The organism is Streptomyces sp. NPDC050658, from assembly GCF_044457025.1.
Lineage (GTDB): Bacteria > Actinomycetota > Actinomycetes > Streptomycetales > Streptomycetaceae > Streptomyces.
In genome coordinates, this window is sequence record NZ_JBITGM010000001.1 from 536,897 (window position 1) to 550,397 (window position 13,501).

Consider the following 13,501-nt stretch of genomic DNA (forward strand, 5'->3'; position numbering starts at 1 on the left):
AGTTTTCTCTGCCGCGGCACGCGCCAGCGTCGTCGCAGCAAGCCGCGGCGTGCAGCGATGCGAAGGAACTCCCATGTTCAGCAACGCAGTTGGCTCCACCGTCATCCAGTCCGTCACCGCCCGCCGGGTTATCGACAGTCGCGGCAACCCCACCGTCGAGGCCGATGTCCGCCTCGCCGACGGTTCCCTCGGCCGGGCGGCCGTCCCCTCCGGCGCCTCCACCGGCGCGCGGGAAGCCGTGGAGCTGCGCGACGGCGACCCCGGCCGCTGGCACGGCAAGGGCGTGGACCGTGCCGTCGCCCACGTCAACGGCGAGATCGCGGCGGCGGTCGTGGGGCGTGACGCCGACGACCAGGCGGGCCTCGACGCCGCCCTCGTGGCCCTCGACGGCACCCCCGACAAGGCGCGGCTCGGCGCCAACGCGCTCCTCGGCGTCTCCCTCGCCACCGCCAAGGCCGCCGCGGCGGCCCACCGCCAGCCGCTCTACCGCTACCTCGGCGGCGCCGGCGCCCGGCTCCTCCCGCTGCCGATGATGAACATCGTCAACGGCGGTGCCCACGCCGACAATCCGCTGGACTTCCAGGAGTTCATGATCGCGCCGGTGGGCGCGGAGACCTTCGCGGAAGCGGTCCGCATGGGATCCGAGGTCTTCCACACGCTCCGCCGTGACCTGCTGTCCGCCGGGCACTCCACGGGCGTCGGTGACGAGGGTGGCTTCGCGCCCGCGCTGCGTACCGCCGAGGAGGCGCTCGACTTCGTCATGGCGGCCGTCGAACGCGCCGGGTACCGCCCCGGCGCCGACATCGGGCTCGTGATGGACCCGGCCTCGTCCGAGTTCTTCCGGGACGGTGTGTACGTATATGAGGGCGAGGGCGTGCGCCGTACGCCCGTCGAGCACGCGGAGCACCTCGCCAAGCTGATCGACGCGTACCCGGTCGTCTCCGTCGAGGACCCGATGGCCGAGGACGACCTCGACGGCTGGCGCGAGCTGACCGCGCGGGTCGGCGAGCGCTGTCAGCTCACCGGCGACGACGTGTTCTGCACCAACGAGGGCCTGCTGCGCGAGGGCATCCGCACCGGCGTCGGCAACTCCGTGCTGGTCAAGGTCAACCAGATCGGCACCCTCAGCGAGGCCCTCGCCACCGTCACCACCGCGCACCGGGCGGGCTGGACGGTCGTCATGTCGCACCGCTCGGGCGAGACGGAGGACACCACGATCGCGGACCTGGCGGTGGCGACGGGCTGCGGCCAGATCAAGACGGGCTCGCTCTCCCGCTCCGACCGCACCGCGAAGTACAACCAACTCATCAGGATCGAGGAGGAGTTGGGGGACTCCGCGGTGTACGCGGGCGGATCGGTCCTCCGGCGCTCCTGAGCTACTGCCCCGAGGCGGCGGTCGGCCGTACCCCGGCGAGGTGGGAGAAGACCACGACATTCGATGCGTAGCCGGTGGCCGGGTCGTAGGGGCCCGCGCAGGTGATCGTGCGCAGTTCGGGGCGGTTGCCGTGCCGGGGGGCGTAGACCTCGACCGTCGGGAAGGCGCTCTTGGCGTACGTACGTACCGCGTCGACCCGGAACACGGCCGTGCGGCCGTCCCCGCGGCGTACGTCGAGCCGGTCGCCGGGGCGCAGTCGGTGCAGCCGGTGGAAGACCGCGGGGCCCGTCGCGCTGTCGAGGTGGCCCACGGTCACCGCCGTGCCCGCGCTTCCGGGCGTCGGCGCCCCGGTGTACCAGCCGGCCAGCGCGGGGCGGTCCAGTGGCGGCGGCATCAGGCGGCGGGCCCGGTCGAGGCCGACCGGCGTCAGCGGGGCGTCGACGCCGATCCGCGGGATGACGATGCGGCGCGGCTCCGAGCGGGGCAGGGCGGCAGCCGCCTGCGCGGGAGGTGCCGCGGTCGTCGCGTGCTCGTGGCGGGCCGTGCCCGTCGGTACCGTCAGCGCCAGGACCAGCGCCGTCAGGAGTACGGCCAGGGCGCGCCCCGCCCGGCGGACGGGGGCGCGCGTGCCGGTGCGGGGCTCGGTCACCCGGCGGCCAGGCCGCCCCCGCCGGCGTCCACGCCGCCCGCGGGATAGCCGCCGTCGGTGCCGCCGTCGGTGCCGCCGCCACCGTCCGGTGTGGGCGGATTCGGGCCCGGAGGGCCCGGAGGGGTCGGCGGGTTCGGCGGGTTCGGCGGGTTCGGAGGCACCGGCGGGTTCGGTCTCGGCGGCGTCCACGGGTTGTCGCACGTCACCTGGAAGACCTTGGACTTGCCCGCGCCGTTCTCGCGCGGATACGTCCACGTCACCTTGTAGTGCCCCTGAGGCAGCGTCATCGGATAGGTGTAGCCCCGCCCGTCGCGGATGCGCAGCGTGCCGCGCATCACCCGGTCGTCGCCGGTGGGCGCGATCTCGTAGATCCGCCACAGCACCCGGCGGACCCCGTCGAAGTTGAACGCGTCCAGGTAGAAGCGGCACACCTGCGGGTCGTTGCGCTCGTCGTCGATCCCCGTGGTGACCTTGTGGACCTTGATGTCTCCGTCGTCACCGGGCGCGGCCTGCGCGCCGGGTACGGCGACGAGGGTCGCCGCCAGGGGGAGGGCGACCCCCATGCCCGTGAGGAACTTCTTCATGGGTCTCCAGTTCGTCGGTTTGCAGGTTCGTCGGTTTGCGGGTTCATCGGTTTGCGGGTTCGTCGATTGGCCGGCGGGGACGGCTCAGGCCGACTTCTTCGTCCTGTCGCCGTCCTCGTCGCACGGGATGTCCGACACGGCGCCATGCGCGGTCAGGTCCTTCGTGATCTGGCGCTCGACGTCCGAGAGGGCCGTCGGAGAGACGTCGATGATGCCGCCGAAGGGGCGGTCCACGTCGCGGATGATGATCAGGGTCGTCGTCAGGAGGGCCGTGATGACGATGAGCGCGGCCAGTTGACCGCGGTTGTTGCGGCGGGGCAGCGAGAGTCCCAGGGCGATGATCGTGAGGGCCAGCGCAACCAGGAGGAAGTAGAAGATGGGGTTGGCGATGGAGGCGCTGGACTGCACGAGGCGCTCCTCGCGCTCCTCCGAGCGCTTGTTGTCGGAGGCCACCAGCATCCCGAACGAGGGCTGCCCCTTGAGCTCGGCGAAGGTACGCCGGAAGTCCTTCGTCCATACGTTGGGCGCGGTCGATCCCTTGCCGTCCGACATCTCGGGCCACTCCTGGGTACGGACGGCGCGGGCGTAGCAGATGGCGTCGGCCTGCAGCCGCTCCGTCTGCTGCCGCGGCGCGAACTCGGCGATCTCCGCGAGATGGTCGAGGGCGTGCGCCTCGCCACGGGCCGCGTTCTCGGCTTTTCCGTACGAGGCGGACGCGGAGACCAGGGTGAAGGCGAGCAGCAGGATGGTCAGGGTCTGTAGCGGGCCGACGAGGTCGCGCACGCTCATGCCCTTGTCGTCGTCCTCGTCGACGATGCGCGGGCGCAGATAGTGGTTGGCGGCGACGCTGCCGACGAGGGCGAGGACGGCGACGATCAGTACGGTGATCATGAGCCGGCTCCCGGGGAACGAGGAGCGGCGGGGGCGGCAGACAGTGCGGCAGACAGTGCGGCAGACATAATTATGATCTTGATCGGCGAGGCCGGGCCACCGCCGTGGCGACGCGTGCCGCCGCCTCGAAAGGGGTGCCGGGACGGAGCCGTACGGCCCCGAGCCGGAGCGTCAGGTTGACGGCCTGCGCCGCTGCGCCGCGCCCCGCGTCAGCTCAGCGTCCCGCCCCCGAGATAGCGGCTCGGCGATGTGCCGACCGTGCGCCGGAACGCCGCGAGGAACGCGCTCGGCGTCGCGTACCCCACGGTGTGCGCGACCCTCGACACGGGCTGCCCCTCGGCGAGCAGCGGCAGGGCGGCGCGCAGCCGGGCGTGGGTGCGCCAGCGGTCGAAGGCCATGCCCGTGTCGGCCACGAACAGCCGGGTGAGGGTGCGCCTGCTGACCCCGACGGCGCGGGCGTGGGCCTCGAGTCCGCGCGGGTCCGCCGGGTCGGCAAGGAGCGCGTCGGTCACCGCCCTGACGCGTTCGTCGGCCGGTTCCGGTACGTCGATGGGGGTGGTCGGCAGCGGGTGCAGCAGGTCCAGGGCGACCACCTCGGCCCGCAGCCGTACGTCGTCGGTGAGGTCCTCGCGGGCGAGGTGGAGGATGAGATGGGCGAGGAGGCCGTCGACGCCGACCGGGGTGGGCTCGGTCCAGTCGAGGCGGCATCGGTCCGGTTCGAGGTAGAGGCTGCAGAGCACGGCGTCGCGCGTCGCGCCCGTGCGGTGGACGACGCCCGCGGGCAGCCACAGTGCCCGCGTGGGCGGCAGCACCCAGTAGGCCTCGCCGACGGCGACGCCCAGAACTCCGCTGCGGGTCCAGGCCAGTTGATGCTGGGGATGGCTGTGCGGTTCGAACCACTGGCCCGACGACAGCGGGAAGCTCCCCACGACGATCGCCCCGACGCCGGTCGGGGCTGCGGTGGGGTGGGCGCGCAGCACCTCTTCGGGCATGCGCCTCAGCGTAGGCCCGCGATCAGCGTGTGTCGTCAAGGCTGCGTGTGTGCTCAAGGCGACATGTGTGCTCAAGGCGACGAGTGTCCTCAAGGCGATACGACGTGGCCCTGTAGCGCATCGCGGCCAGCGCGGCCGGTCCATAGCGTCGACGTATGCCGATCACCACGCCCTCGGGATCCGCCTCCTCGGGATCCGCCTCCTCGGGACCCGCCTCCTCAGGCCCCGCCGACCCAGGACCCGCCGCCCCAGGACCCACACCCACTGCCGCAGGAACCGCCCCCTCGGAAACCGCCGTCACCGGCCGCCGACGGGCCGCCCTCGTCGTCCTCTGCTTCGTGCAGTTCATGCTCGTCCTGGACGACACCGTGGTCAGCGTCGCGCTCCCCAGCGTCCGGGACGACCTCGGGTTCGGGGTCGCCGGCCTCGCCTGGGTCTCCAACGCGTACTTCCTCGCCTTCGGCGGACTGCTGCTGCTCTCCGGCCGCGCGGCAGATCTGCTGGGGCGGCGCCGGGTCTTCCTCTGCGGTGTGGCGCTGTTCGGTCTCGCGAGCCTGGGCTGCGCGGTCGCCCAGGAGCCGTGGCAGCTGGTGGCCGGGCGGTTCGTGCAGGGGGCCGGCGCCGCCCTGGCCAGTCCCGCCGCGCTCGCGCTGATCACGCTGCTGTACCCCGGCCCGGAGGAGCGGGCGAAGGCGCTCGGTCTGTGGGGCGGCATCGCGGGCCTCGGCGGCTCCGCGGGCCTGGTGATCTCGGGGGCGCTGACCGGGTTGGCGTCCTGGCGCTGGATCTTCCTCATCAATCTGCCGGTGGCGCTGGTGACCCTCGTACTGATGCCGCGTCTGGTCGGCGAGAGCCGGGCGCCCCGCCGGACGCGGCTCGATGTGCCGGGCGCGCTGCTCGGGACCGGTGCCCTGCTCGCCCTGGTCTACGGGCTGCTGCGGAGCGGGGAGTCGGGCTGGGGTCAACCTGCCACCGTACGACCGCTGTTGCTGGCGGTCGTCCTCGCTGCCGCGTTCGTCGTGGTCGAGCGGCGCACCGCCGAGCCGCTCGTGCCGCCGGCGTTCCTGTCCTTCCGGGTCCGCGCGGTCGCGAACGGCGCGTCCCTGCTGTTCTCCGCCGCCTTCTTCGCGATGGCGTTCCTGCTGATGCTGCACCTGCAGACCGTGCTCGGCTACGGCCCGCTCGCGGCCGGGCTGGCCTATCTCCCCTTCGGGGGCGGCATCCTCACCGGGATGTGGCTCTCGTCCCGCGCGGTGATCGGGCTCGGGCTGCGGACGACGCTTGTCGCCGGGTTCGCGGTCAGTGCCGCGGGTCTGCTGCTCCTGTCGGGTGTGGTGCCGGACGACGGTTACGTCTCTGGGGTGCTGCCCGGTCTCGTCGTCACGAGCCTCGGCTGCGGGCTCAGCCATCCCGCGCTCGCGATCGCCGCGGTCACGGGCACCACCGAGGACGACGCGGGGCTCGGCTCTGCCGTCCTCAGCGCGGTCCAACAGGTCGGCGGAGCCGTGGGGCTGGCAGTGCTCGTCGCCCTGGCCGCGCGGCGGGGCGCGGAGGCCGGCGGTTCCCCGGCCGCGGCCACCGAGGGGTTCTCGCTCGGGCTCACCGTGGGCGCCGCGCTGCTCGCCGCGGGGGCGGTGCTCGTCGCCGTCATGCTCCGTCGGCCGGGTCCGCCGGACGAGTCCGCCGGGCGTAGGCGCGGGCCGCTCGGGCGCGGTCGCCGCAGCGGGTCGAGCACCAGTGGCGGCGGCCGTGCCTGAGCAGGTAGCGGTTGCAGGGCGGGGAGCCACAGGCGGTGAGGCGCTCGGCGTCAGGGCCCGTGAGCAGGTCGGCGACGTCCGCGCCGAGGGTCGCCAGGGCGTGCTCGACGATCTGTGTCGTGGGGTGCGCGGCGGCGCGGTGCAGGCCGCGGGCCGGGTCCCAGTGCAGCAAGGAGGCGGCGGGCGCCCTGGTCAGGGCTTCGTTGACGGCGGCGATCGCGCTCGCCGGGGGCGGGCAGCCGTCGACCCGTGCGGCCAGCAGCGCCCTGATCTGCTCGCGCAGGGTGCGCAGCTGCGCCGTACACATCTCCGCGAGGCCCGCGTCGACCGGGGCGAGGTCGCGTTCGTGGAGCCAGTGGTTGGCGGCGGCCGGGGTGCCGAGCAGATCGGTGAACTGGCCGCCGGGCAGGGCGACCGCGCTGTTGGCGAGATCCAGGGCGGCGTACCGCTCCGCCCCCGGCGCGGGCGGCAAGGCTGGCTCAGCAGTCACTGTCTCGGTCACGCGTCTCATGGTACGCCTTGCACTTATCCGTGAGACAGGACTACGGTCTCTCACGGATACATCGACAACCATCCGTGAGGTGCTGTTCCTTCATGACTGCTGCCGGCACGCCCCCCGACCAGCTCCACGTCCGCGTCATCGGCGGGCCCACCGCCTTCTTCGACTACGGCGGGCTCACCTTCCTCACCGACCCCACCTTCGACGAGCCCGGCGAGTACTTCCCGGTGTCGGGCGGCCCCGGCCTGACCAAGACCGCGCCCGCCGCCGCCACCCCCGCCGAACTCGGCCGCGTGGACGTGGTCCTGCTCTCGCACGACGAACACCCCGACAACCTCGACGACTCCGGGCGCGCGCTCCTCGCCGACGTGCCGCTCACCTTCACCACACCCGGCGGCGGCCGCCGGCTCGGGGGCAGCGCGAAGGGCCTCGCCGACTGGGAGTCCGTCGAGCTCGACCGGCCCGGCGGCGGCCGGGTGACGGTGACCGGCGTACCCGCCGTGCACGGACCCGGACCGCGCGAGCAGGTCGAGCCGCTGACCGGCGAGGTCGTCGGTTTCGTGCTGACCGGGCAGGGACTGCCCACGGTGTACGTCAGCGGCGACAACGCCTCGCTCGACGTGGTCACGGAGATAGCGGACCGCTTCGGGTCGGTCGACACCGCCGTCCTGTTCGCCGGAGCGCCCCGCTTCCCGTTCCTCTTCGACGGCGCCCCGATCGTCCTCGACAGCGCCCAGGCCGCCGAGGCCACCAAGATCCTCGGGGCGCGCCATGTCGTCCCCGTGCACTGCGACAGCTGGTCCCATTTCACCGAGGGCCGCGACGCCGTGGCGGCCGCCTTCGCCGCCGCGGGACTCGCCGACCGCCTCGACTCCCGCTGAAGCCCCGGCCGAATCCGTCGCCGATCACCCATGTCCCCTTTCAACAGGCGGAGTTACCGTGACAGATGCTCTACGGTGAGTCTCTTGGGCAGATCGGCATCGAGATTCGGTTGGTCAGGTGGCAGCAGCTCTTCCGGTTCACACGGTGGTCATCCTCACGGCGCTCCCGCTCGAGTACCACGCCGTACGAGAACGTCTCGCCGACCTCGAGACGAAGTGGCACCCCGACGGCACGGGCGTGGAAGTGGGCCGGCACCAGGGCCAGCACGCCACGTGGCAGGTCGCGCTGGCCGAACTGGGCGACGGCAACCAGGCCGCCGCCGCGCTGACCGGCCGGCTGCAGTCCTGGCTGCAGCCCTACGCGATGTTCTTCGTCGGGGTCGCCGGTGGCCTGAAGGACGACATCGAGCTCGATGACGTCGTCGTGGCGACCCGCGTGCACGCGTACCACGGGGGCAAGGAGTCCGCGGAGGGCTTCAAGGCGCGCCCGCACAGCTGGGAGGCCTCGCACCGGCTGCTGCAGGCCGCGAGGTTCGCCCTGCGTCCTTCCGAGTGGAACGGCACCGCGCACTTCAAGCCGGTCGCGGCCGGTGAAGTCGTGCTCAACAGCGCGGAGTCCGCGCTGGCCGCGCAGCTCGACACGCACTACAACGACGCCGTGGCCATCGAGATGGAGAGCGCCGGTGTCGCCGAGGCCGCGCACCTCGCGAGCGCGCTCTGGCTCACCATCCGCGGCATCAGCGACAAGGCCGACGGCCACAAGCACCTCGCCGACGCCGGGGGCTCCCAGAAGAGCGCGGCCACGAAGGCCGCCGAGGCCGCTTTCGCCGTACTGAGCGTGCTCAAGCCCGCGCCGCCCGGCGAAACCGGCCACGAGCGCACCCCCGCGGCATCGCCCGACGGCCAGGCGCGGAGCGAGCCGATTCCCGAGAAGCCGCAGAGCGCCCCGGTCGGCAGCGCCCCAGTCGGCAGCGTCCCGCCGGCACAGGAGCCGACACCGACACCGACGTCAGTTCCCGTGCCGGCGCCGGTGCCGTTGCCGTTCCTGCGCCGCAGACGCAGACAACTGCTGTACTCCGCCTCCGCGGTGGCCCTCCTCGGCGTCGGCGCCGGCATCTTCGCCTCCTTTCAGGGCGGCGGCGACGACGGCAAGGGCTCCGCGTCGCAGGCCGCGCTCCCCAGGTGCGCGGACGCGGACGCCACCGTGCGGATCGCCGCTTCCGTCGACCTCTCGGAGTCGCTGCGCGCGGCGGCCGACGAGTACGGGAGCCGCTCCGGCCAGGGCAAGTGCACCCGCGTCCAGGTCATGGGGGTCAACTCGGGCACCGCGATGCGCGCCCTCGCCGACGGCTGGGACGAGTCCGACGGGGAGAAGCCCGACGTGTGGTCGCCCGCCGGGACGTCCTGGCTGCCGCTGGCCCGCAGCCGCGCGAAGGGGTCGACGAAAGGGCTGTTCCCCGCCCTCGACCAGGCGAAGCCGATCGTGCAGAGCCCGCTGACCATCGCCATGCCCAAGCCCATGGCCCAGGAGCTCGGCTGGCCCGAGCGGACGATCAGCTGGAAGGAGCTCGCCGACTGGTCGAAGGACGCCGACGGGTTCTGGAAGGAGCACAACCAGCCGGAGTGGGGCGACTTCAAGCTCGGGAAGACGAATCCCGCGTACTCGACGTCCGGTCTTAACGCCACGGTCGCCGCCTTCTTCGCCAAGACCGGCACCAGCGGCGAACTGGCCCTCGAACACGTCGACAAGCCCGCCAACCAGGACTTCGTCAAGAGCATCGAGCAGTCCGCGGTGCACTACGGCGACACGACGCTGACGTTCCTCGCCAACCTCCGCGAGGCGAGCCAGGCGGGCCCGGACAAGGCGATGTCGTACATCTCGGCGGTGACGCTCGAGGAGAACACCGTCGTGGCGTACAACGCCGGATACCCGTGCGGGGCCCCGAGCCCGGACAAGGGCTGCGGGAAGACCGGCAAGCCGCACACCCCGCTGGCCGCCTTCTATCCGAAGGACGGCGTCATGTTCTCCGAGCACCCCTACATCGAGCTGAACGGGATGAACGCGGCGCAGCGGGCGGTCTCCGCCGACTTCCTCGGCTATCTGCGCACGCCCGAGGTGTTCAAGAAGCACTTCGAGCCGTTCGGCTACCGCACCCACGAGGGCAAGGTGCTCAAGGGGACCGACAAGGTCTCCGAGGCCAACGGCGCCCTTCCCGAGGCCCCCATCACCCCCATGCACATGCCGGAAGGCGGCGTGCTCGACCGGATCCTGGAGAGCTGGCCGACGCTGCGCAGGCGCGCCAACGTCCTCACCGTCATCGACACGTCCGAGTCGATGAACAGCGAGGTGCCCGGCACCGGCGACACGAAGATGGAGCTCCTGAAACGGGCCGAGCCCGCCCTGTTCGGGGAGTTCCACAAGAGCGACCGGGTCGGCCTCTGGAAGTTCTCGGACTCCGACGTCCTGGGCGGCGGCCATGACTACAAGGAGCTGGTGCCGGTCGGCCCGTTCGACGGCCGGCTGTCCGGCGGCACCCGCTCGAAGAAGCTGGCCGACAACGTCGCCGGGCTCGAACCGGGTGGTGCGACCGGTCTGTACGACACCCTGGACGCGGCGGTGCGGACGCTGCGGAAGGACTACGACCCGGGGGCCATCAACGCCGTCGTCCTGCTGACGGACGGCGTCAACGAGGACGGCAACAGCATCTCGCTGCCCGCCCTCCTGAAGCGGATCGGTGATCGCGGGCAGCCGCAGATCCGGGTGTTCACCATCGCCTACGGAGACAAGGCGGACAAGAAGGACGCCGGTGGCAGGACCGTCCTGGAGGAGGTCGCGTCGGCGACCGGCGGACGGGCGTACGACGCGAAGAACCCGAAGCTGATCCATGACGTGATCACGAGCGTGATCTCCAACTTCTGACGCCTCGCTCCTGATACGGCCGGTCCCGATGCCCGATGCCCGATGCCCTCAGCCCCGCAGGAAAGCGGACCACCTCAGCCCCGCAGGAAGCGGACCGACGGCCGGGCGTCCGGACCCGCGCCGTCCGGCTCCCGCGTCACCACCGCCCGTACCCCGTACACCTTCGCGATCAGCTCCTCGGTGATCACCTCCGCCGGGGTGCCCGCCGCATGGGCGGTGCCCTCGTGCAGGACGAGGAGGTGGTCGCAGAACATCGCCGCCAGGTTGAGGTCGTGCAGCGCGACGACCGTGGTCACGGGCAGGTCCGTCACCAGGGCGAGGAGGTCCAGCTGGTGCTGGATGTCGAGGTGGTTGGTGGGCTCGTCCAGGAGGAGTTCGCGGGGTTCCTGGGCCAGGGCGCGGGCGATCTGGACGCGTTGGCGTTCACCGCCGGAGAGGGTGTGCCAGGACTGGGCGGCGCGGTCGGCGAGGCCGGTGCGGGCCAGCGCATCGGAGACCGCCTCGTCGTCCCGCGCGGCGGGCGCCGACCAGGCCCTGCGGTGCGGGACACGGCCCAGACGTACGACATCACGTACCGTCAGTTCGACCTGTGTGTCGGCGTGTTGGTCGACCACGGCCAGTCTGCGCGCCACGGTCCTGCGGCCGAGTTCCGGCAGCGGGCTGCCGTCCAGGGTGACCACGCCCGACGCCGGGGACAGGACGCCGGACAGCAGGCGCAGGAGGGTGGACTTGCCCGAGCCGTTGGGGCCGAGCAGGCCCACCGTCGCGCCGGGCCGCGGAGCGATGCTCACCCCGTCGACGATCAGCCGGCCGCCCGCCCGCAGACTGACCCGGTCCGCCCGCAGGCCCTCGCCGTCTGACCTCATGTCATCGCCTTCCGCGTGCGGTAGAGGACGAGGACGAACGCCGGGACCCCGATGAGGGACGTGACGACACCCACCGGCACCTCCTGCGGGTCCAGGACCGTACGGGCCAGTGTGTCCACCCAGACCAGGAGCACCGCCCCCGCGAGCGCCGTGACCGGGAGCAGCCGGGCGTGCCCCGGTCCGACCACCGCGCGGGCCGCGTGCGGCAGGGCCAGGCCCACGAAGCCGATCGCGCCCGCGCTGCTGACCAGGACCGCCGTGAGCAGGGCCGTGGCGGTGAGGAGGATGAGACGGGTGCGGGCCACGTGGACGCCGAGGGTGGCCGCCGCGTCCTGGCCGAACGCGAACGCGTCCAGGGTGCGGGCCTGCGTCAGGCACACGGCGAGCGTCACCAGGAGGACCGCCGAGCCGATCCATACGTCGGTCCAGCCCACCCCGCTGAGCGAGCCGAGCAGCCAGAACAGCACCCCGCGCGTCGTCTCCGCGTCGGACGCCGTGAGGACCACGAACGAGGTGAGCGCGGAGAACAGCTGCATCGCCGCCACCCCGGAGAGCACGACCCGGTCGGCGCTCCCGCCCAGCGCGTGGCTGAGCAGCAGCACCAGGGCGAACGAGCACAGCGCCCCGGCGAAGGCCCCCGCGGAGACCGACACGACTCCCCCGCCGACGCCCAGGACGACCACCGCGACCGCCCCCGTGGACGCCCCGGAGGAGACGCCGAGCACGAACGGGTCGGCCAGCGGATTGCGCAGCAGCGACTGCAGGACCGCCCCGCACACCGCGAGCCCCGCGCCGCACACCGCCGCGAGCAGCGTGCGCGGCATCCGCAGGTTCCAGACGATGCCGTCCCGGATCGGCGTCAGACCCGTCTCTCCGCCGCCGAGGTGCGCCATGACGGCCGAGAACACGTCCGGTACGGAGATGTCGGCGGGGCCGATGGTGACGGTGACCGCCACGGAGAGCACGAGCGCCGCCACACCCGCTCCCCAGGCGAGCACCCCGCCGCCCGCGGCGGCGGCCCTCACTTCGCGAGCCCGAACTCGCGCAGCGCGTCCGCGACTTGCTCCACCCCGTCCACCGTACGGATCGTGGGGTTCATCGCCTGGCCGCTGAGCAGGACGTACCGCTTCTTCTTCACGGCGGTCAGGTTCTTGGTGACTGGGTTGGACTCCAGGAACTCGATCTTCTTCTTCGCGGACTCGGCGCTCTGCGCCTTGCGCGTGAGGTCGCCGATGACCAGGACGTCGGGGTCGCGGTCGGCCACGGTCTCCCAGTTGATCTGGGGCCACTCCTCGCGGGTGTCGTCGAAGACGTTCTTCGCGCCGAGTTCGCGGGTGATGATGCCGGGGGCGCCGCAGCAGCCCGCGATGTAGGGGGCCTTGGAGTCGGAGAACCAGTAGAGGAGCGTCGCGTCGGAGGCGTCGATGCCCTTCTTGGCCTTGGCGAGCCGCGCCTTCAGGTCGGCGACCAGACGCTCGCCGCGCTTCTCCACCCCGAACGCCCGCGCCAGGTCGCGCACTTCGCCGTAGACGGTGTCCATGGTGAGCGCCTTGACGCGGCTGCCGTCGCCGTCGCCGGTGTTGTCCTTGCCCGCGCAGTCGGTGGGCGAGACGTAGGAGGGGACGCCCAGTTCGGCGAACTTGGCGCGGTCGGCGGTGCCGCCCTTGCCGACCGTCGCGAGGAAGGAGGCGGTCACGAAGTCCGGCTCCTTGTCCAGGACCTTCTCGAAGGAGGGATAACGGTCGGAGAGCCGCTCGACCTTCGCGTTCTCCTTCTCCAGACCCTTGAGCACCGGATCGGTCCAGGTGCCGGTGCCGGCCATGCGGTCCGCGAGGCCGAGGGAGAGCAGGATCTCCGTGGAGCCCTGGTCCAGGGAGACGGCCCGCCGGGGCGGCGCCTTCAGCTCCGACTTCTTGCCGCAGGACGTGAGCGTCAGCGGATAGCCGGCGGCCTTCTTCCCGTCCGACGTCGCGGAGGAGCCGCCGCCGCAGGCGGTCAGGGTGAGGGCGAGGCAAACGGCCAGGACGCCGGATATCCGCACATGACGGGCGGTGGAGGACACACGTACCTGACGGGCTGTGGAGGAC

Annotated in this window: 12 protein-coding genes; 4 read left to right on the top strand and 8 right to left on the bottom strand. The window is 72.3% G+C overall.

What is annotated here, in order from left to right; translation table 11 throughout:
- The first annotated feature begins 73 nt into the window (after window positions 1–73).
- Window positions 74–1,375 (top strand): phosphopyruvate hydratase, encoded by a 1,302-nt coding sequence (gene eno / locus ACIBKX_RS02525; RefSeq protein WP_363270821.1) that lies wholly within the window; start codon window positions 74–76, stop codon window positions 1,373–1,375.
- A 1-nt stretch (window position 1,376) separates the two neighbouring features.
- Here the strand turns inward: eno and ACIBKX_RS02530 are convergent, their stop codons facing one another.
- The 4 genes from ACIBKX_RS02530 to ACIBKX_RS02545 form a co-directional block, all read right to left on the bottom strand.
- Window positions 1,377–2,024 carry a class F sortase gene (locus ACIBKX_RS02530; protein ID WP_363270820.1) on the bottom strand — a complete coding sequence of 216 codons (648 nt, stop codon included), beginning with the start codon at window positions 2,022–2,024 and terminating at the stop codon, window positions 1,377–1,379.
- Window positions 2,021–2,608: a hypothetical protein gene (locus tag ACIBKX_RS02535; RefSeq protein WP_363270819.1), complete on the bottom strand. Its 588-nt coding sequence runs from the start codon at window positions 2,606–2,608 to the stop codon at window positions 2,021–2,023. The genes ACIBKX_RS02530 and ACIBKX_RS02535 overlap by 4 nt, the downstream gene beginning before the upstream one ends.
- Window positions 2,609–2,692: 84 nt before the next feature.
- Window positions 2,693–3,499, bottom strand: coding sequence for a hypothetical protein (locus ACIBKX_RS02540; RefSeq protein ID WP_363270818.1), 807 nt, complete (start codon window positions 3,497–3,499; stop codon window positions 2,693–2,695).
- Window positions 3,500–3,708: 209 nt separating this feature from the next.
- Entirely contained in the window at window positions 3,709–4,491 is a 783-nt protein-coding gene (locus ACIBKX_RS02545) for a helix-turn-helix transcriptional regulator (protein WP_363270817.1), read from the bottom strand.
- Window positions 4,492–4,838: 347 nt separating this feature from the next.
- On the opposite strand from ACIBKX_RS02545, the gene ACIBKX_RS02550 reads away from it, so the two are divergent.
- Window positions 4,839–6,248, top strand: coding sequence for an MFS transporter (locus ACIBKX_RS02550; RefSeq protein ID WP_399375663.1), 1,410 nt, complete (start codon window positions 4,839–4,841; stop codon window positions 6,246–6,248).
- Here the strand turns inward: ACIBKX_RS02550 and ACIBKX_RS02555 are convergent.
- Window positions 6,139–6,759 carry an ABATE domain-containing protein gene (locus ACIBKX_RS02555; RefSeq protein WP_363270815.1) on the bottom strand — a complete coding sequence of 207 codons (621 nt, stop codon included), beginning with the start codon at window positions 6,757–6,759 and terminating at the stop codon, window positions 6,139–6,141. The genes ACIBKX_RS02550 and ACIBKX_RS02555 overlap by 110 nt on opposite strands.
- Window positions 6,760–6,842: 83 nt before the next feature.
- Here ACIBKX_RS02555 and ACIBKX_RS02560 point away from each other — a divergent pair, with 83 nt between their 5' ends.
- Window positions 6,843–7,628, top strand: a complete 786-nt coding sequence (locus tag ACIBKX_RS02560; protein ID WP_363270814.1) for an MBL fold metallo-hydrolase — start codon at window positions 6,843–6,845, stop codon at window positions 7,626–7,628.
- A gap of 118 nt (window positions 7,629–7,746) precedes the next feature.
- Window positions 7,747–10,548 carry a substrate-binding domain-containing protein gene (locus ACIBKX_RS02565; RefSeq protein WP_363270813.1) on the top strand — a complete coding sequence of 934 codons (2,802 nt, stop codon included), beginning with the start codon at window positions 7,747–7,749 and terminating at the stop codon, window positions 10,546–10,548.
- A gap of 74 nt (window positions 10,549–10,622) precedes the next feature.
- Here ACIBKX_RS02565 and ACIBKX_RS02570 read toward each other — a convergent pair whose 3' ends face one another.
- From ACIBKX_RS02570 to ACIBKX_RS02580, 3 genes are read right to left on the bottom strand one after another with little or no spacing between them, the layout of a single operon-like run.
- The gene (locus tag ACIBKX_RS02570) at window positions 10,623–11,414 is read right to left on the bottom strand and encodes an ABC transporter ATP-binding protein (protein WP_363270812.1); all 792 of its coding nucleotides are present in this window, start codon (window positions 11,412–11,414) and stop codon (window positions 10,623–10,625) included.
- The gene (locus ACIBKX_RS02575) at window positions 11,411–12,439 is read right to left on the bottom strand and encodes an iron chelate uptake ABC transporter family permease subunit (protein ID WP_363270811.1); all 1,029 of its coding nucleotides are present in this window, start codon (window positions 12,437–12,439) and stop codon (window positions 11,411–11,413) included. Before ACIBKX_RS02575 ends, ACIBKX_RS02570 begins: the two co-directional genes overlap by 4 nt.
- The gene (locus tag ACIBKX_RS02580; protein WP_363270810.1) at window positions 12,436–13,476 is read right to left on the bottom strand and encodes an ABC transporter substrate-binding protein; all 1,041 of its coding nucleotides are present in this window, start codon (window positions 13,474–13,476) and stop codon (window positions 12,436–12,438) included. The genes ACIBKX_RS02575 and ACIBKX_RS02580 overlap by 4 nt, the downstream gene beginning before the upstream one ends.
- Window positions 13,477–13,501 lie beyond the last annotated feature (25 nt).

Coding starts and splice junctions, on each gene's coding strand:
- ACIBKX_RS02570 (WP_363270812.1), bottom strand. CDS start 11,414: ATGAGGTCAGACGGCGAGGGCCTGCGGGCGGACCGGGTCAGTCTGCGG.
- eno (WP_363270821.1), top strand. CDS start 74: ATGTTCAGCAACGCAGTTGGCTCCACCGTCATCCAGTCCGTCACCGCC.
- ACIBKX_RS02540 (WP_363270818.1), bottom strand. CDS start 3,499: ATGATCACCGTACTGATCGTCGCCGTCCTCGCCCTCGTCGGCAGCGTC.
- ACIBKX_RS02555 (WP_363270815.1), bottom strand. CDS start 6,759: ATGAGACGCGTGACCGAGACAGTGACTGCTGAGCCAGCCTTGCCGCCC.
- ACIBKX_RS02545 (WP_363270817.1), bottom strand. CDS start 4,491: ATGCCCGAAGAGGTGCTGCGCGCCCACCCCACCGCAGCCCCGACCGGC.
- ACIBKX_RS02550 (WP_399375663.1), top strand. CDS start 4,839: ATGCTCGTCCTGGACGACACCGTGGTCAGCGTCGCGCTCCCCAGCGTC.
- ACIBKX_RS02560 (WP_363270814.1), top strand. CDS start 6,843: ATGACTGCTGCCGGCACGCCCCCCGACCAGCTCCACGTCCGCGTCATC.
- ACIBKX_RS02535 (WP_363270819.1), bottom strand. CDS start 2,608: ATGAAGAAGTTCCTCACGGGCATGGGGGTCGCCCTCCCCCTGGCGGCG.